The 19638-nt window shown below is 38.0% G+C and carries 15 protein-coding genes, 1 other RNA gene and 1 pseudogene; 13 read left to right on the top strand and 4 right to left on the bottom strand.

Annotated features, from left to right (window positions below):
• Positions 1-15: 15 nt before the first annotated feature.
• Positions 16-2940, bottom strand: coding sequence for an FAD-linked oxidase C-terminal domain-containing protein (locus tag NMK93_RS08370; protein ID WP_308214549.1), 2925 nt, complete (start codon positions 2938-2940; stop codon positions 16-18).
• A 249-nt stretch (positions 2941-3189) separates the two neighbouring features.
• Here NMK93_RS08370 and NMK93_RS08365 point away from each other — a divergent pair, with 249 nt between their 5' ends.
• The 6 genes from NMK93_RS08365 to hisD all read left to right on the top strand — a co-directional run bounded on the left by NMK93_RS08365 (position 3190) and on the right by hisD (position 10829).
• Positions 3190-3669, top strand: coding sequence for an Lrp/AsnC family transcriptional regulator (locus NMK93_RS08365; protein ID WP_185211848.1), 480 nt, complete (start codon positions 3190-3192; stop codon positions 3667-3669).
• 8 nt (positions 3670-3677) lie between these two features.
• Positions 3678-4868, top strand: a complete 1191-nt coding sequence (locus NMK93_RS08360) for an EamA family transporter (RefSeq protein ID WP_185217831.1) — start codon at positions 3678-3680, stop codon at positions 4866-4868.
• A gap of 454 nt (positions 4869-5322) precedes the next feature.
• Positions 5323-7902, top strand: coding sequence for a DUF5686 and carboxypeptidase-like regulatory domain-containing protein (locus NMK93_RS08355; protein WP_254529923.1), 2580 nt, complete (start codon positions 5323-5325; stop codon positions 7900-7902).
• Between the two features lie 235 nt (positions 7903-8137).
• Positions 8138-8434 (top strand): hypothetical protein, encoded by a 297-nt coding sequence (locus tag NMK93_RS08350; protein ID WP_185211845.1) that lies wholly within the window; start codon positions 8138-8140, stop codon positions 8432-8434.
• 255 nt (positions 8435-8689) lie between these two features.
• Positions 8690-9541: an ATP phosphoribosyltransferase gene (gene hisG, locus NMK93_RS08345; RefSeq protein WP_185211844.1), complete on the top strand. Its 852-nt coding sequence runs from the start codon at positions 8690-8692 to the stop codon at positions 9539-9541.
• A 1-nt stretch (position 9542) separates the two neighbouring features.
• On the top strand, positions 9543-10829 hold the full coding sequence (hisD, locus tag NMK93_RS08340; protein WP_254529921.1) for a histidinol dehydrogenase: 1287 nt from the start codon (positions 9543-9545) through the stop codon (positions 10827-10829).
• A 60-nt stretch (positions 10830-10889) separates the two neighbouring features.
• On the opposite strand, the gene NMK93_RS08335 is transcribed toward hisD, so the two are convergent.
• Positions 10890-11756 carry a hypothetical protein gene (locus NMK93_RS08335; RefSeq protein ID WP_254529919.1) on the bottom strand — a complete coding sequence of 289 codons (867 nt, stop codon included), beginning with the start codon at positions 11754-11756 and terminating at the stop codon, positions 10890-10892.
• A 326-nt stretch (positions 11757-12082) separates the two neighbouring features.
• Between NMK93_RS08335 and ssrA the strand changes: the two genes are divergently transcribed.
• Positions 12083-12451, top strand: a transfer-messenger RNA (tmRNA) gene (gene ssrA / locus NMK93_RS08330).
• Between the two features lie 364 nt (positions 12452-12815).
• On the opposite strand, the pseudogene NMK93_RS08325 reads toward ssrA, so the two are convergent.
• Positions 12816-13609 (bottom strand): annotated as a pseudogene (locus tag NMK93_RS08325) (tyrosine-type recombinase/integrase).
• Positions 13610-13872: 263 nt separating this feature from the next.
• On the opposite strand from NMK93_RS08325, the gene NMK93_RS08320 reads away from it, so the two are divergent.
• The 6 genes from NMK93_RS08320 (at position 13873) to NMK93_RS08295 (ending at position 18530) form a co-directional block, all read left to right on the top strand.
• The gene (locus tag NMK93_RS08320) at positions 13873-14337 is read left to right on the top strand and encodes a GNAT family N-acetyltransferase (protein ID WP_024568394.1); all 465 of its coding nucleotides are present in this window, start codon (positions 13873-13875) and stop codon (positions 14335-14337) included.
• Positions 14338-14710: 373 nt separating this feature from the next.
• Complete coding sequence (locus tag NMK93_RS08315) at positions 14711-15160, top strand: hypothetical protein (protein WP_041321170.1); 450 nt, start codon at positions 14711-14713, stop codon at positions 15158-15160.
• Between the two features lie 30 nt (positions 15161-15190).
• On the top strand, positions 15191-15352 hold the full coding sequence (locus NMK93_RS08310; RefSeq protein ID WP_141113035.1) for a DUF4197 domain-containing protein: 162 nt from the start codon (positions 15191-15193) through the stop codon (positions 15350-15352).
• 183 nt (positions 15353-15535) lie between these two features.
• Complete coding sequence (gene bla / locus NMK93_RS08305; RefSeq protein ID WP_254529913.1) at positions 15536-16441, top strand: class A beta-lactamase, subclass A2; 906 nt, start codon at positions 15536-15538, stop codon at positions 16439-16441.
• 185 nt (positions 16442-16626) lie between these two features.
• Positions 16627-17532 carry a class A beta-lactamase, subclass A2 gene (gene bla, locus NMK93_RS08300; protein WP_254529913.1) on the top strand — a complete coding sequence of 302 codons (906 nt, stop codon included), beginning with the start codon at positions 16627-16629 and terminating at the stop codon, positions 17530-17532.
• 173 nt (positions 17533-17705) lie between these two features.
• The gene (locus NMK93_RS08295; RefSeq protein ID WP_004295324.1) at positions 17706-18530 is read left to right on the top strand and encodes a class D beta-lactamase OXA-347; all 825 of its coding nucleotides are present in this window, start codon (positions 17706-17708) and stop codon (positions 18528-18530) included.
• A 202-nt stretch (positions 18531-18732) separates the two neighbouring features.
• Here NMK93_RS08295 and erm(F) read toward each other — a convergent pair whose 3' ends face one another.
• Positions 18733-19533: a 23S rRNA (adenine(2058)-N(6))-methyltransferase Erm(F) gene (gene erm(F), locus NMK93_RS08290; protein WP_004295323.1), complete on the bottom strand. Its 801-nt coding sequence runs from the start codon at positions 19531-19533 to the stop codon at positions 18733-18735.
• Positions 19534-19638 lie beyond the last annotated feature (105 nt).

Below are 19638 nucleotides of genomic sequence, written 5' to 3'. Positions count from 1 at the left end.
TATCGTTTTTGTTTATTATTTCTTGATCAAAGCATCATAAATGATCTCCACAGGATGGAAGGATTTTCGCTGCAAACCATCCTTGATCTGATGCCTACAGCTTGTTCCTGCTGCTGCAATAAGGTATTCCCCACCTGTTTTACGCAAAGTTGGGAATAAGACCAGTTCAGCAACCTTCTGCGAAACATCAAAATGTTCCTTCTCGTAGCCAAACGAACCTGCCATTCCACAACATCCTGAAGGTATCACTTCCACCTCATAATTGGAAGGAAAGGATAAAAACTCCTTGGTAGTATCCACCAATTTGAAGGCTTTCTGATAACAGTGACCATGCAACTTTATTTTTTGTGGTTCTGCCGTGAATTGCTCTGGATGAATCCTACCAGCTTTCATTTCTCGAACCAAGAACTCATCGATCATTAAGGCATTCTTTGCCAATGTATTCGCTTTTTCTCGTTTAGAATCATCGACTAAATCCGGATATTCATCTCTAAAGGTTATGATAGCAGAAGGCTCAATCCCTAGCAGAGGGCTTTCTGCACTCACTTCCTGCGAAGCTAAGTCCACGTTCTGATTAGCAAGTTCTTTTGCTTTCTTGACAAATCCCTTCGACAGATAGGTCCTACCACTTTCCTTTAACTTAGGAACGATAACTTCATATCCCAGAGCAGTTAATAACTTATAGGCGGTTATCCCAACTTCCGTGTCGTTGTAATTGGTAAACTCATCACTGAACAGGAAAACCTTACGTGTACTTGTGGTATTAGGTTGTTTTGATGCCCACTGGCTGAAGGTAGTTCCATGCACCTTTGGCAAGGATCTTCCAGGCGCAAAACCAACCACAGATTTAATGATACTTGAGGTAAAACTATTTGTTGCAAAGAAATTATAGATTGGAGCAACCATAGACCCCAGTTTTTGGGATTCAGTAAAATTGGCAATCAACTTCGCCCTAAAAGGACTTCCATTCGCATCATAATAATGCTGTAGGAACTCTGCCTTCATCTTCGCGATATCCACGCTGGATGGACATTCCGTTTTACAACCTTTACAGCTCAAACAAAGGTCCATGACCTCTTTTATCTCCTCATGATTGAATCGATTGCTTTGTGTTGAATTGGTCAGGAATTGACGAAGCATATTTGCTCTAGCCCGTGTGGTATCTTTCTCATCCCTAGTAGCCATAAAAGATGGACACATGGTTCCACCAGTTATCTCTGTTTTTCTACAGTCTCCGGAACCCGAGCATTTTTCGGCCAAACGTAGGATGCTTTCATTCTTCGTAAAATCAAAATATGTCTTGATCTGCTTGGCGTCAGTCACCTGGTCATAACGCAGATGCGTATCCATTGGAGGGGTATCTACAATCTTTTTAGCGTTAAACACATTGTTTGGGTCAAAAATGTTTTTAACCTGTAACAGAAGTTGATATACCTTATCTCCTAGAACTTTTCCAATAAATTCCCCCCTTAATCTACCATCACCATGTTCACCACTCAATGAACCATTATACTTCAATACCAAATCCGTAGTTTTCTCCAAAATGCGACGGAATTGCTTTTTTCCTTCGGGCGTTTTTAGATTGATAAAAGGTTCAATATGCAGTTCACCTGCACCAGCATGCGCATAATATGAAGCATGCACCTGCTCTTCCTTCAACAGCACTTGTATATCGGACACATAGTTAGGCAAATCTTCTGGGGAAACTGCACAGTCCTCAATCAGGTTCACAGGTTGAGAATCGCCAGGGAGGTTCCGGATCAATCCCAAACCAGCCTTACGTACGTCCCAAACCAAATTGGTCTTTTCAACCCCAGTGATCCATGGATAAGCATAGCCCAAACCGGCTGCTTTTAACTCAACAACCAAACGCTCCGCTTTTAAGGCTATCTCTTCCTGGCTATTGCCCCTGAATTCAACGATCAATAAGGCCTCAGGATCTCCTTCAATAAAAAAACGGTTGTATTGATATGTTGGATGCCCAACTGTAAAATCTAAAATATATTTATCTACCAATTCAGATGCTTCTGGCTTATTGTTCAAGGCAATTACATTTCCTTTCATACATTCCACCATATCGTCGAAATGAACACATAAAAGGCCAATTTCTTTTGCTGGTAAAGGCATCAGCTTAATTTTAGCCTCGGTGATAATGCCGATGGTCCCTTCCGATCCGGCCAATAGTCTACATAGATTGAAGGGCTGACTGTTATCTGACAGCATATCCAGCGCATAGCCCGTATTCCTACGGGTTATTTCCGATTTAGGATATCCAGCATGTATAGCTTCTTGGTTTTCCTTGTTGGTCAATAGTTCGTTCAGATTCCTGTAAATATCACCTTCACGGGATTTTAACGAAAGCTTTTCAAAATAGGCAGCTTCATTCAGTTCCTTAAAAAGCACTTCTGACTCATCGTCCAATAGCACATTAGCTTCCAATAGGTTATGACGCGTATCTCCCCAAACGATTGAATGCAATCCGGATGAATTATTTCCGATCATTCCTCCGATCATAGCCCTGCTGGCTGTGGAGGTTTCAGGTCCGAACATCAGTCCAAATGGTTTCAAATAGGCATTTAGGTCATCACGGATTACCCCAGGTTGAACCCTCGCCCATTTCTCCCCTTGATTTACTTCCAATATCTGATTGAAAAATCTAGAAATATCGATAACAATACCTGCCCCTACAACCTGACCTGCCAAGGAGGTACCGGCCGTTCTTGGAATCAAGGTAATGTGATTTTCATTTGCAAACCGGATCAAGGTCTTCAAATCTTCTATTTGTTGGGGAATACAGACCGCCAATGGTAATTCCTGATACACCGAGGCATCTGTGGAATAGGCTAAACGCATCGTCTGATGGGATGCTATATTTTCATCATAAAAGAAATCCCCCTTTAGGGATTCAGCTAAGGCTGCTAATTTTAACTCTACTGACACGATAAGATAGATTGAATAACAAAACTACGCATTGTTTCATTAATTATAAGTCATAAACATATATTTCCATATATAGTCTAATTTGACTATATTCGTATAAGCCTCAGCAACAATATTTTGTGCAAAACCGCCAAATTTCAACTCCAAAAAATCCTTCCTATCTTATTAAAGTCATAATCAACTGAATAATATTCTTTTTTTAGCTTATTTCTTTGAATTTAATTCGGCTTTACCGATATTTGCGGCATTATGGCGAAACTAGAAATTTCCTTGGATCAAATTGATCTTCAGATAATCCGGATCATGCAGGACAATGCCCGCACGAACAATGCTGATATTGCCCGTGAACTCGGCATGGCCCCTTCAGCGATCTTAGAAAGGGTAAAAAAACTGGAGCAGAAAGAAGTTATCCTACAATATAACGCTAGGATCAACCCTGTTGCCTTGGACCAAAAAATGCTTTCCTTTATTTTTATCAAGACTCAGGATATCATCGGCGTACAAAAAGTAGGCTTACTTTTGGCCGAAATACCAGAAGTATTGGAGGTACATGATATAGCTGGTGAGGATGGTTACTTAATCAAAGTAAGGACCAATGATTCTGCGGGACTTGTTGACCTTATGCGCAACACTCTCAGCAAGATAGAAGGCATTATTTCTACAAGAACTACAATCGTTCTGGAGACCGTAAAAGAAGACAATAAATTAGTAATTCCTGCTAAGGACTAAAAAATACCATGGTAAAATCATCAAATCCATCAGGCAGCATCATCATCTTTGCCTACTTGGTGGTGTACATCGTTTGGGGATCTACCTTTTTCTTTATTGAGAAAGCCTTGCACGCTTTCCCTCCTTTTGTTTTGGGCTCGATCAGGTTTATCATCGCGGGTTCACTGCTGATGTTTTACTGTTGGGTAAAGGGATATAAGATTTACATTAAGAGTGCTGTAAAAGACGCTGCATTAGTCGGTTTCCTTTTACTATTTGTCGATATGGCGGCCATCATCTGGTCGGAACAATACATTTCCAGCGCCATTGTATCCATTCTTTCTGCTGCTACAGCCATATGGTTTATTATTTTGGATAAACCAAAATGGAAAGAAAACTTTTCCAGCATTCCGACATTATTGGGATTGATCCTTGGTTTCCTCGGTGTAGTCATGTTGTTTGCAGAGCAAATCTTTGGAGCTTCTGCAAATGACGGAGACAATGACAAAAAACTTACTGCCATGATCGTCATGACTGTAGGAACCATTGGATGGACGGTAGGTTCACTAATTTCCAAATACAACAAGAAATCAGAGAACAAAAAGAGTGCTGAACCGAATGCTGTAAAAGAACCTGAGGAAGACCTCAATGTCATGGTCAAAACAGCATGGCAGATGGTAGTTGCTGGTATAGCTTTTACGACTGTTGCACTTTTGAATGGGGAATATAAAAGTTTTGAATTTAATTCCGTTCCATTAGAATACTGGGGAGCCATGGTTTACCTAGCTTTGTTGGGATCTATTTTGGCCTTCAGCTGTTATATTTTCCTATTGCAATATCGTCCAGCTACCGAAGTCAGCACCTACGCTTACGTGAACCCGATCGTAGCACTCATATTGGTCCATTTCTTTACGGACCATGTGGTTAGCAGGATGCAGATCATAGGTCTTGCAGTAGTCCTGTTCAGTGTGTTACTCATGAACTGGAACCTATACCGCGACAGCTCAATCATTAAAAACTACAAACGCAGACGTAAAATCCGCAAACTACGCCATATGGCACCCAAAAGTAGTATCCCAAGGATTGTGGAAGTCGCTGAGTTTGGTCAAAAGAAGACCAAAAAGCCAAAGGAAAACCCTGAAAAAGGAAATTCTACTCCGGATAGTACAAACGCTGACAAAAACAAAGGAAAGAGCTTTGATCAAGAATTCTACGATTAGATATCAACGATAAAATTTTACGAAGAGCGGATGCCTTGGCATCCGCTTTTTTTATTAAATTCGTTCAATCACTTAAGCCTACGAGTTCATTTGAAGATTCAAATCCTGCCTTTGCCCTACTCCATCAAATTGCATCATTAAAATAGATACACTTTTTCCGATTTCGAACTTAGTTTCATTCGAGACACATTCCGAATTTTCCGAATGTGTCTCGAATAAGGTCAAAGCCAGGTACGAAAAAATCACTCAACTGTTACAATTCCAAATTGACTTCCCACAGATTTAAATCGCTTTAAAATCTTCCTGTAAACAATTTGTCAAAACAACCAAATATTACTGACTAATTATTATGAAAAAGTCAAATCGTCAATAAGCCTATTTAATAAATCATCAATATTATCTTTATTTGCAATACTTTTTGAACACAAATCGTAAAAAGTCAAAAAGTCATAGCATGAAAACGAGATTATTTTACTTGACCATACTAATCGGAATGATTTTTTCGTTCCAAGGCCTGTCCGCACAGAGTTTTATTACCATCAAAGGGAAGGTAATGAACGCAGACAACTATGAGGCCATACCTTATGCTTCCATTAAAGTAATGGGTGCCAAAAAGGATATTGGGACAAGTTCCAATGAAAATGGTGAATATACGCTGACCATTCCAGCTGAGTATAAAAAAATCAAGATCAGTTCTGTGGGTTTTGACCCAGAGGAATATCCTGTTGCTGATGAGAAAGAACAAACTATCCGTGTGATGCTGTTTCCTGCCAACTCTATTGAGGAAATCGTAGTAAGGGCACCTAAAAGAGGTAAATACTCCAACAAAAACAATCCTGCAGTAGAATTGATCAGAAAGGTGGTTCAACATCGCGACCAAAACCGTCTGACCGGTCAGGCTTATGCTGAATACGACCAATACGAAAAGATAAGTTTGGGATTGAGCAATCTGGATGAAAAGTTCAAGAACAAAAAGGTGTTTAAAAAATATCAGTTCCTGTTTGAGAAGGATGACACTTCACAAACAGCAGCAAACTATGTATTGCCGGCTTACATGGAGGAGAAATTTTCTAAAGTTTACTTCAGAAAAGATCCCAATGCCAAAAAGCAATATATCATTGCGGACCGTAAGGCTGAATTTGACCCTAAATTTATTGACAATGATGGCCTAAGTAAATATTTCAACCGTCTTTATGATGAGGTGGAGATCTATGATAACAATATTACCATCTTGACCAATCAATTCTTGAGCCCAATCGCCAATTCGGCTCCTACCTTCTACCGTTTTTATATTACGGATACGATAAAGAACGAAAATGAATCTTTGGTAGAGTTAAGCTTCTTCCCTAGAAATAAAAACGACCTTTTGTTTAAAGGTAAGCTATATGTAACCTTGGATGGGAATTATGCGGTTAAAGGCGCTGAAATGACCGTAAGTGACGAGATCAACTTAAACTTTGTTAGGGACTTGAATATTGAACTTGGCTTCAACAAGACCAATGACAACAAGTATTACTTGACAAAATCAAGTTTAGGGATAGATTTCTCCATTACCAATAAAGGCAAAGGGATCAAAGGAAAACGCGTTGTCCTGATCAATGATTATGTGAATGGCAATGTGCGTCCAGACAGCATTTATGCGGTACCGGATAAATATGTGGTAATTCCAGAGGAGAAGAAAGAAGTGGAGGAAACAAAATCTGAAAGCTATTGGGCAACCTTAAGGCCAGAACCGCTATCGAAATCGGAGCGTTCGATCTATACGAACATTGATTCCTTGCAGAGCATGCCTTCTTTCCGTACGTTCATGGATATCTCTGCATTGGTGCTGTCAGGATATAAACAAGCGGGTCCAGTTGAAATTGGCCCTGTGAATACCTTTTATTCCTACAACCCAGTGGAAGGTTTCCGTTTACGTGTTGGTGGCCGTACCACAGAGCAATTGAGCAAGCGTTTCTATGCTGAAGGTTATGGTGCATATGGATTTGAGGACCAAAAATGGAAATACTTCCTTGCAGGTACCTATTCTTTGAACAATAAGTCGATCTATAAATTTCCACAGCATTATTTAAGGGTTTCGGCTTCTTACGATACAAAGATCCCTGGACAGAATCTGGAATTCGTTCAAGAGGACAACGTTTTGCTATCCTTTAAACGTGGTGAGAACAAGAGTTATCTGTACAATGAGGTTTACCGTTTAGATTATAAGGTAGAGTTCAGCAATAACTTCTCGATGAATGCTGGTTTGGGAACTTGGAAACAAACGCCAGCAGGTGTCCTTTCCTATACCCTACCGATGGCAGATGGCTCACATAAGATCGTGAACAACTTACAGAGCACCGAATTTAATGTTGGATTCCGATATGCTCCAAAAGAAGAGTTCTATCAAGGGAAATTATACAGGACTCCAATTTTCAATAAATACCCGATCATGACCTTCAACTATACCGCGGGCGTGAAAGGAGTATTCGGAGGAGAATACAATTACCATAACTTCTCTGCGGGTATTTTCAAAAGATTCTACCTATCGCAATTGGGCTACGCTGATATAAACATAGATGGAACTTATATCGCTGGGAATAACCTTCCTTTCCCAGTATTGAACATCCATCGTGCAAACCAGACTTATGCATATCAATTGCAATCCTATAACTTGATGAACTTTATGGAATTCATTTCCGATCATCATGCTTCCTGGAATGTACAGTATTATATGAATGGCTTTATTTTCAATAAGGTTCCATTGTTGAAAAAACTGAAGTTGAGAGAGGTATTTAGTTTCAAAGGCGTTTATGGTGGATTACGTGACAGCAACAATCCGAGCCTGAACAATCAGGTTTATGATTGGCAGACCAATGGATCAGGTGAGCAGATGTCCTTTACGTTTGGAAATAAACCCTACATGGAGGCAAGTGCCGGTGTAGCGAATATATTTAAGGTATTACGTGTAGACGTGGTAAAGAGATTAAACTATTTAGATCATCCAGATGCTCCAGAATGGGGAATACGTGCAAGAGTGAAGTTTGATTTTTAGGAGACATTATGGATATAGTGATGGTTAGTTATTTTTGAAATAGTTTAAATAATGTGAATAGGGTCAGTGATAGAAAATTGAGGGTGTAATGTGCGGGAGTTCTATCAGCTGACCAAGAAAAGCGGGCCTAGTGTCCGCTTTTTTGTTAATTAGGCAATCAGTCAAGTGCTTATTGGAGAGGATTGATAGGTTATTCACTAATTTATGGTTAAATTTAAGTATCTAAAATTTGATCATGAGTGCTAGAACATGGAATATCATCAAGACCGTTGCAGCTTATTTTTCTTTATTGCTGAATGTGCTCTATATTAGCACATGGATTTATTTAATTGAAAACTCCAATGGTTTTGAAGAGGCGCAACGGCGATTTGGGAACCTATGGAAAATCGACCATACCCTACTTATCGTTTCAGCGATTGTCCTTAGCATCTTCTCCATCATCTATTTTGCCAGAACACCTGGTTTCTTAGCGAAGTTATTTTTATTCGTCCAGATTATTTTCGCAGGTTGGTTTAGTTGGTCCATGCTTTAAAATTTTTAGGCCCCACAACGCTAGCCGAAGACCGAAAACCCTATTGCATTCTTTTTTAATAATTTCCTTGCATAGAAAGGTGATATCCATTACTTTTGTTCCATTATTAAAATGAAGAACGCTTGTACACATCAATACGTAATGCATCATCGCCATTGTGGCGATAGATATTAGTATTGGCTTCTACGTGGAGCGCAAGTAACCCCCAGATTCTTTATTGTTAATAATTTTTTCACTCAACATAAACTCTACATTTTGAAAAATCTCAAAATTGCTATCCAAAAATCAGGTAGATTAAACGAAAAATCGGTTCAATTGCTTAAAAACTGTGGATTGGACTTCGAAAACTATAAAAGCTCATTAATTACAACAGTTTCCAACTTTCCCCTTGAAATATTATTCTTAAGAGATGATGATATCCCAGGCTATGTAGAACAGGGAATTGCTGACCTCGGTCTCGTTGGAGAAAATGTAATTGAGGAAACCCTGTCCAATGTTCAGTATCTACAGCGATTAGGTTTTGGGAAATGCACCTTAAAATTAGCCATTCCAAAAGACTCAACCATCGACCGCCTAGAAGACCTGAACGGCAAATCCATCGCAACCTCCTACCCTAATATCTTACAGCAATTTTTGGACGAATATAAGATCAATGCAGACATCCAAATGATCTCTGGATCGGTTGAGATTGCTCCGGGACTTGGGCTTAGTGACGCTATCTGTGATATTGTGTCGACCGGTGGAACTTTAAAAAGCAATGGGTTGAAACCTTTCGTGGATGTTAGAAATTCTGAAGCGATATTGATCGGTAGAGATGGTTTGGAAGAAAATCCAATCATCTGTGAACTTTTACAAAGAATCCAATCTGTATTGCGTGCAAAGGAAACGAAGTATGTGGTATTGAACGTGGAGAAAAAGAACCTGTCGCAAATTACAGAACTCTTGCACGGGGTAAAGAGCCCAACGGTGGTTCCATTGGCTGAAGAAGGCTGGGTAGCTGTCCATACCGTAATATCTGAGGATGATTTTTGGGAGAAGATCAATAAACTAAAAGCGGCAGGCGCACAAGGTATTGTGGTGATGCCGATCGAAAAAATCATTATGTAACATGCTAGAAACTTATCTATATAAAGACTTAAGCAAGGAGCAGATCCAGGAATTGGTGAATAGGAACACCGATCCGAACCATGCGATCCAAGATACGGTCCTCAATATCATGGAGGAAGTTAAGGGGCATGGCGATCAGGCCCTGAAATCATATGCAAAGAAATTTGATAAGGTAGATCTTGAGCAGCTATATTTAGGACAGGATGATATCGATGCCTTAGCATCGACCATATCCCGTGACCAGATGCGCGCTCTGGAAATCGCCTTCCAGAATATCCATAAATTTCATCAGACCCAATTGAAACGCGAGCGCACGGTTGAAACCATGCCCGGTGTAAAATGCTGGCGCGAGGTAAGACCCATCGAAAAGGTAGGTCTGTACATTCCTGGTGGATCGGCCGTTTTGCCTAGTACCCTATTGATGTTGGGAGTTCCTGCAAGGATTGCGGGATGCAAGGAAATTGTGGTATGTTCACCTCCGCAAAACAATGGCAAGATCAATGGATTCGTAGCCTATTGTTTGAAACTGTTGCAGATCAATAAGATTTACTTGGTTGGTGGAGCACAGGCCGTGGCTGCGATGGCTTATGGTACGGAAACCATCCCTAAGGTCAACAAGATCTTTGGACCAGGGAACCAATTTGTGACCAAGGCAAAAAGTCTGATCCAAGGCTTGACGGATGTCAGCATAGACATGCCTGCCGGACCTTCGGAAGTATTGGTCATTGCAGACGAAAGTTGCAATCCGGCTTTTGTAGCGGCTGATTTATTGGCACAGGCAGAACATGGAATCGACAGCCAAGCGATATTGGTGGCAACCTCGAAAACAATAACCGATGCCGTGCAGGAAGAACTGAAGAAACAATTGGAAGTTCTTCCAAGAAAAGAATTGGCGGAGAAAGCGATGCAAAATTCTTACATGGTAATTGCAGATACTCTTCAAGAAGCCATGGAATTCTCAAACCTGTACGCTCCGGAGCACTTGATCTTGGAGACCAATGAGTGGAAAAGCTTGATCAATAAAGTGCTGAATGCAGGATCGGTATTCTTGGGTCATTTAACCCCTGAGAGTGCTGGCGATTATGCTTCCGGAACGAATCACACCCTACCGACCTCAGGCTTTGCTAGGTCGTACTCAGGTGTGTCTGTAGATTCTTTTGTCAAGAAGATTACCTTCCAACATATTTCTGAGGAAGGATTACAACATATCGGTTCTACCGTTGAAATTTTGGCGGAACTGGAAGGCTTACATGCCCATAAGAATGCTGTGAGCATACGCAAAAAATAAAGAAACAGAAAAAGGGATATCCAAGTGGACATCCCTTTTCAATTTCGATTGATTCCTCAATTATTTCTTTTTCTTCTTCTTTTTACCTTTGTCTTCACCAACAATCTTATGGTAAATTTCAGCGAATGCAGTTTTAAGTTTCTTTAAGGTTTTACCCTCATTCTTTTTCGCTTTTTTAGAAGATTTTTCATCCTTTGCCTTAGCAGAATCTTTTTTCGCTTTTTTCTTAGGAGCTTTTTTCGCCTTTGGCTTCTCCTCTTTTAATTTAGCTTCCTCTTTCTTCTTTTTACTGTCTTTAGCTTTCTTTTCATCTTTTGCTTTCACAGCTTTTACAGGTTTCTTGTCAGCTTTTTTATCCTTTGCTTTTTTCTCCGGGTTTTCCTTAACGGTTTTATTGTTAGGAACTTCCTCTTTGTAAGAAGCTTCTTTTTCAATTTTCACCTCTTCCGCTTTTGTAGGAACGGCTGCCTTAGGTTCTACCTTTGCAGCAGGTTTAGCTTCTGGCTTGGCAGCAGTAGATTTTGCTACCGGAGCTTTTGCAGTACTTGCAGCCACTGGTTTAGCAGGGCTTGCTGTTTTTGCTGCAGGAGTCGATGATTTAGCTGCTGGTTTTGCTGCAGCAGGTTTTGCAGGGGTAGCTTTAGCTGTTGCTGTTTTCTTTCTGGCAGTTTTTGCTGAAGTATCAGCAATCACAGGACTAACTTTAACATTTGGAATAGAAGTTTTACGAGCACGGGTTCCTGCACCTTCGCCACCTGAATTTCCAGTAGTCGGGTTAGGTTTCGGGGTTGGAGTTTTCGCAGCTGGTTTATTTGCTGGAGTTGTCTTTGCAGGAGCTTTTCTAGTAGTGGCTCTTACAGGTTTAACGGGACTGTTGTTTTCTGCAGTTTCCGTAGCTGTTGTTTTCGCGTTGTTTTCCTCAGCCATTGTTTATAGTTTTTGTATAGTTCAGTATTTTGTTTCTTACAGGTCTTGATGATCAAAACCCTGTCATTTATTCATTGAAGCTTATTTTGCTTACAGTTTTGTGCAATTTGAGTTGAATTGAGTTTTTATATTGCTGCTAAAAAAGCATTATTGTTAGGAACAATATCCATAAAGTGGACGAATATTAATTCAATCAGGACAATATTTTAACTTATCATCTTTTAAAACAGTAATATAGCAAATATGTTTATAAAATCCTATCCATTTAAACTTAATTGGGTTTTTGAAGTCATATAAATTGATTACATTTGTTGCCCATACATAACGGGGTCGACCGGAATTGACAGGATAGCGATGGTTATGTAAGCATGCAGTGCATTGTTAGTCTAGCACTTTAATTTGAACTTTCAACTTTTCAAATGGCGAAGAAAACTACGCCTTAGCTGCTTAATTTAGAATTAAGATTTAGCTTTTGTCTCGTCAAGCTTTGTTCTACCGCTTGACATCCGAGGCACCGAATCGTAGGACTGGTCCTTGCGACGTTGCTAAGTAAGGACGAGAAACAGCAACTACGGAGTACGGTATAGGTAAGCGACTCACCTTCCCTCTCCCGACAATCAAAGAGAAGCTAAGCATGTAGAAAGCGTAAATCATACTATGTTTGGACGAGGGTTCGAATCCCTCCGGCTCCACAAAATAATCTGTAAATCAGCAATTTACAAATTATACACCCAAAATTACACCCGATAATTTTGGGTGTTTTTGCTTAAATACGTTTAAGATATTTGATTGATCAGTTCATTTAATAATATTCTATAATCGTCTAATTTTGAAATATCCGAAAATATAGTAAATAGTTTAAATCCTGCCACCCCGAAAAAAGCCACTGATAATCAGTGGCTTTTTCTTTTTTCGGACACATTTCGGACAAATTATATCTGAATATTGATTATTCAATAACCTAAGCAAAGTTAAGTTAAGCTAGAAGAATAACCCTTCTTAAAGAATGATTGGAGCATAATGCTTGTTTCTATAGAGCGTGAAAAGTTCATCTTATTCTTATAAAAAATCAAGAGGGCTAGGAGTCTTTTGCTTGTCTATGTCAGTGATATGAGTGTAGATCATAGTCGTTTTTATATTTTCATGACCCAATAACTCTTTTACAATTCGGATATCGATACCTGATTGGATTAAATGTGTGGCATAAGAATGTCGCAATGTACGTACAGAGCCTTCCGACTGAACATTTGCTTTGATCAATGCTTTTTTCAGAATCAACTGTACACTTCGTTCGCTATACTTGCCACCCTTCTCACCTTCGAAGAGGTACTCCTTTGGCTTGAATGCTTGATAATAATGTCTCATAGTCGCCAGCAATTTGTCTGGTAATGATATAATCCGATCTTTATTACCTTGCTTTGATGGATTCTGATAATTCCATCGGAAGATTTTATGTCTTTGATTTTGAGATTCAACAGTTCGCTAAGACGTAGTCCACAACTATAGATTGTCATCAGAATAGCCTTGTGTTTTAGATTTTGAGTGTTATCGAGAATATTTCTTACTTCTTCTTTTGAAAAGAATTTAGGTAATTTAGAAAATGAGCGTTTCGGGTATAAGTAATCCAGTTGGATTTTTTTGTCCAATATCAGTTCGTACATCTTCTTGATTGCGCCCACTAATCCTTTTTGATAGGAAACACTAATTTTCCCATTTTGAACTTTTTCGTTTATAAACGCCTCAATATCTGACAGTGGAATTTCTTCAAGGGAGGGATATTTGCTAACATGTTTAAGAAATATACTAGCGTAATCCTTGTACGATCTAATGGTATTGCCAGCATATCTCTGCATCAGCAATCTCTTTTCGAAGGTTTCAAGTATGATTTCGCTATTCATATCAGGGAAATAGTATTTTATAATATTTTGTTTCGCTATTTGTGCGGTTTTATTTTTTAAATACAAATATATCAATTTCTTATGTAGAAAGAAAAGTCAAATAACGAAACACGTATATAGGGTTGGTTAAGCGAAATTTTCCGTATATTCGTTTCGTTAAAACAGATGTTAGCGGGCATTGTAAAGGACTATCTCTAAAAAAGAAAACTGAGAAATGTATGAACTTAGAATTGCAAATACTACAATCTGACAATATTAAAGAGTTCAAGGACTTAATAGTTATTTTTGAAAATGTATTTGAAATGAAAAATTTCAATTTGCCAAGTGAATTGCACTTACAGAAACTATTAAACCAAGAAACCTTTTATGTAGTTACGGCTAGGGCAAACAACAAAGTTATAGGTGGGCTGACAGTTTATGTGCTTGACCAGTACTATTCAGATAAACCATTAGCCTATATATATGACCTTGCAGTATTGACGAATTACCAAAGAAAAGGCGTGGGGCGAAAGTTAATAGCGTTTACAAATCAATATTTCAAAGAAAAGGGATTTGAAGAAGTTTTTGTGCAAGCAGATGAAGTTGACAATTATGCTCTTGATTTCTACCGTCTTACAAATCCGACAGAAGAAGAGAAAGTGCGACATTTCTATTACAAATTAACTCTTGACAGTGAAAAGTAAACAAGAACAACGACCCGCTAACACGGGTTTTGCGTCAGGCGGGGTGACGTATCACTTGGAGCTTTGTGCTTCTATTCAAGTTCAGTGCAGGTTGACAGTTTTGTGCTCCGAAACCCGCCCGAACGCAAAGCCCGAAAACGTTGTTAGCAATCCGCTGCGCTCCTTGCTAACAATGGCTCGGCGACTTACGTCGCTTGCCGTAAGCCGCCGCTTCGCGGACTGCTTACAACAAGCGACTTGGCTAAATAGCTCCGCTTTTGTATCTTCGATACAGCTTCGCTACTTCGCCAATTCGCCGAGCCATTAGCAGTAATGCGTGACGAAAAAAATCGTATCTTTGACAAAAATTTGAACTGAAAGAAAGAAGTAGGAAATGAAATTACCAAAGTATCCGTTGGCATCGAGCGACAAGTTAATGACCTTTGAATTTACAAGCGAAGGACAGAAAGGCTTAATTGAAAAACTTGTGCGTTTCCAAGAAACCAACGTGAAAAACGTTTACAACCTTGCGTTTGGCGACAAAGACCTAACAACAGGCGACATAGACGATAAAGTAATTTCAAACAATGGGGATAGCGAAAAAGTTTTGGCGACAGTTGCCGCAACGCTTTACGCTTTTACCGACAAATATCCGAACGCTTGGATTTATGCGACAGGTAGCACAAAATCCCGAACAAGACTTTACCGAATGGGAATAACAAAATTTCTTTCGGAAGTAACAGAAGACTTTGAAGTTTTGGGCGAGAAAGATGAGGATTGGTTTCCGTTCAAAAAAAATGTTGAATATGACGGATTTTTAGTGCGTAGGAAAACAAAAAAATAATTAACTTTGTAAAATCAAAATTCAATTGATATGAAAGTAACAACTGAAATAAAGAAACGTAAAATTCCGATTGTTCGGGTGGACAAAGCGTTAAACAAGTTTGACGACAAAATCCTATTCCCAGACAAATTGGAAAAAGCAAATGAAATGCTTAAAAAAGTTGGACTACCTAAACAGTGGACAACTGCATAAGCACTACTGCTAACATCGGTTTTGCGTCAGGCGGGCTGACGTATAAACTTGAAGCCTTGTGCTTCGATTAAACATTAGAAATAAATTTAGGCTTTTGTGCTCCGAAACCCGCCCGAACGCAAAGCCGAACAACGTTAGCGGGCATTGTAAAGAGACACCATAATCATAAAGACAGAAAATAAAATGAAAATATTTCAATTAACAGCTATTATTTTATTACTCACGGTTTGCAATACTTTTGCTCAACCGATAGATTCGTTAAAACAAGAAATACAAAAAATCATTTCATCAAAGAATGCTACTATAGGGGTTGCAGTACTTGGAAATAATGGACAGGATGTGTTTTCAATAAATGGAGAAAGACATTTTCCAATGCAAAGTGTGTTCAAATTTCATATTGGGCTGGCTATGCTTTCCGAAATAGATAGGGGGAATTTTAAGTTAAACCAGAAAATAAAAATCAAAAAAAGTGAACTTTTGCCTGGTTTATGGAGTCCAATTAGAGAAAAATACCCAGAGGGAGCTAAGCTTAGTATTGCTGAAATCTTAGAATATACTATTTCTCAAAGCGATAATGTGGGGTGTGATATTTTATTAAAAATTCTTGGGGGGCCTAACTTTGTTGAAAACTACATCAAAGCAAGTGGGGTTGATAACATTTCTATTAAAATCAATGAGGAAGTAATGCAGAATAATTGGGATAGACAATTTGAGAATTGGACGACACCTTTAGCTGCTAACCAAATACTCGAACTCTTTTTTCTCAATGAGAGCAACTTGCTAAGCCCAAGCAGTTATGATTTTCTATGGAAAATTATGAAAGAGACAGCTACTGGAAAAAAGCGGTTAAAAGGGAATTTACCTGTTGGAACCGTGGTTGCACATAAAACAGGATCGTCTGGCACAAACAAAGAAACTGGAATAACAGCTGCGGTAAATGATATTGGTATCGTTTTCTTACCCGATAACAACAATTTTTTTATAAGTGTTTTTATAACGGATTCTAAAGAGAACGCAGAAGTAAATGAAAAAATAATCGCAGACATATCAAAAGCAACTTGGGACTATTTCATATCAAAAGCGAAATAAAACAACGACCCGCTAACAGCACCTATAAGAAATTGGCGGTTCAGTGGTTAAATGAAGTGCAGTTTTTCAATCAAACTTTCGTGCAGATTGACAGTTTTGTGCTTCGAAATCGCCAACTTCTTATAGCTGCAAAACGTTAGCGGGCATTGTAAAGAGACACCATAATCATAAAGACAGAAAATAAAATGAAAATATTTCAATTAACAGCTATTATTTTATTACTCACGGTTTGCAATACTTTTGCTCAACCGATAGATTCGTTAAAACAAGAAATACAAAAAATCATTTCATCAAAGAATGCTACTATAGGGGTTGCAGTACTTGGAAATAATGGACAGGATGTGTTTTCAATAAATGGAGAAAGACATTTTCCAATGCAAAGTGTGTTCAAATTTCATATTGGGCTGGCTATGCTTTCCGAAATAGATAGGGGGAATTTTAAGTTAAACCAGAAAATAAAAATCAAAAAAAGTGAACTTTTGCCTGGTTTATGGAGTCCAATTAGAGAAAAATACCCAGAGGGAGCTAAGCTTAGTATTGCTGAAATCTTAGAATATACTATTTCTCAAAGCGATAATGTGGGGTGTGATATTTTATTAAAAATTCTTGGGGGGCCTAACTTTGTTGAAAACTACATCAAAGCAAGTGGGGTTGATAACATTTCTATTAAAATCAATGAGGAAGTAATGCAGAATAATTGGGATAGACAATTTGAGAATTGGACGACACCTTTAGCTGCTAACCAAATACTCGAACTCTTTTTTCTCAATGAGAGCAACTTGCTAAGCCCAAGCAGTTATGATTTTCTATGGAAAATTATGAAAGAGACAGCTACTGGAAAAAAGCGGTTAAAAGGGAATTTACCTGTTGGAACCGTGGTTGCACATAAAACAGGATCGTCTGGCACAAACAAAGAAACTGGAATAACAGCTGCGGTAAATGATATTGGTATCGTTTTCTTACCCGATAACAACAATTTTTTTATAAGTGTTTTTATAACGGATTCTAAAGAGAACGCAGAAGTAAATGAAAAAATAATCGCAGACATATCAAAAGCAACTTGGGACTATTTCATATCAAAAGCGAAATAAAACAACGACCCGCTAACAGCACCTATAAGAAATTGGCGGTTCAGTGGTTAAATGAAGTGCAGTTTTTCAATCAAACTTTCGTGCAGATTGACAGTTTTGTGCTTCGAAATCGCCAACTTCTTATAGCTGCAAAACGTTAGTGGCAACAAAAACAAACGATAATTAGACAATAAATGAAAAATATTTTATTTGTAGTTTTTATTTCAATGATATTTTTATTTGTTTGCTGTAACACAACAACGAATAAAAACATAATTGAAACAGAAATTTCTGATTTTGACAAAATTTTAGATAGTTTTCAAGTAAATGGTTCAATTCTAATTTATGATAACGACAAGAATACTTTTTACTCAAATGACTTTGATTGGGCTAAAAACGGAAAATTACCTGCATCAACATTCAAAATTCCAAATTCTATAATTGCTGTTGAATTAGGCATTATTGAAAATGATACAACTATTTTAAAATGGAATGGCGAGCAGAGAAAAATGGATATTTGGGAAAAAGATTTATCATTTAAAGATGCTTTTAGAATTTCCTGTGTTCCTTGCTATCAGGAAATTGCAAGGAAAATCGGAACAATTAAAATGAAAGAATATTTAGAAAAATTTGAGTATAAAAATATGATTTTTGACAGTTTAACGATTGACAATTTTTGGCTTGAAGGAAATTCAAAAATATCTCAAAAACAACAAATCGACTTTTTAAGGAAATTCTATTTTTCAAAATTTCCAATTTCTGATAGGACAATAAAGATTGTCAAAAATATTATGGAAATTGAGCGAACTGAAAATTACATTTTAAGCGGTAAGACTGGATTAAGTTCGATAGAAGAAAAATATAATGGTTGGTTTGTTGGTTATGTTGAAACAAAATCTAATGTTTATTTTTTTGCAACAAATGTAATTCCGACAGACGGATTGAATGTTGATGATTTTATTTCATCGAGAATTAATGTAACAAAAAATGCGTTAAAGCAAATGAATATAATGAAATGATAAATGCCACTAACATATGGTAGCCGATAATTGCCGGCTTTCGTGCCAACTTGATACTTTGGTGCTTTTAACGAACCGAAGTGCTAAATTGATACGAAAGTGCTGTAAATCCGGCAACTACGGCTACCATTTTTCGTTATGCGGCAGCTTAAAAGACGACACCAAACCAGAAAAATCATCTTGACAACCACCCGACTTTGAACTACGAAGGATGAAATTTTTCAGGGACAACTTCCAGCATTTCCAAAAAACAGTTTACCCATTGACTTGGAGACAAACAAACAATTTGAGCATTAAGGTTTAAACCGAATTTTTCCGAAATTGACCTGACCTGACTTTTCCTGAAAATCGACTTTAAAGCTGTTTTTACAGATAAATCAGGTTTCTCTAACAGACAGGAAATAAATGCTAAGTATTTGGCTTTAAACTTAAAATCAAAAAATAACTGTTTTCTTTTAATGTTTAACAGGGCTGATTTGACAGTTGGCGGTGGAAAGAAACTTTCAGGACCTACCTCATAGACAAGTTTCAAATCAAAAAAAGTATGATAGAAAACGGTATATGGATTGTAAAGCTTCCTCGAAAATAACTTTTGTGTAGGTTCTAACTGAAGGACAATGGAACCTCCCAGAAAATTTCCAAGACTCTCAAACATCAGGATTTTGAAAATATCGGAAGTAATGCCATAAGGAATATTTGACACCACTTTGAAAGGAAATTTCGGAACTGCAAAATTCCTAAAATCACAACCGACAACTTGAACATTTCGGGCATCAGAAAATAATTTTCGTAAATGTTCAACCAAAGCTGTGTCGTTTTCAATAGCAACAACATTGTTGGCGATTTTTAATAAATGAACAGTAAGAAACCCCTTGCCTGCCCCAATATCTAAAACCGTATCCTGATTACTTATATTTGCTTGTCTTATTGCATCTTTTATTAGCACTTTATCAATAGTAAAGTGCTGACCCGTAAAACGAACGGGCAATTTCTTTTTTGTCATTAGTAACTTCTTACAGGTGAATACTTGAATTCAAATCACAATTCATAATTCAAAAATTGAAATTGCTTGACTGCAAATTTAGTAACTTTGCTTGACAAATTAACG

It is taken from the genome of Sphingobacterium sp. LZ7M1 (assembly GCF_024296865.1).
Taxonomy (GTDB): domain Bacteria; phylum Bacteroidota; class Bacteroidia; order Sphingobacteriales; family Sphingobacteriaceae; genus Sphingobacterium.
Note: the sequence above shows the minus strand (reverse complement) of the source record. Positions and strands in the feature narration are given on the sequence as shown.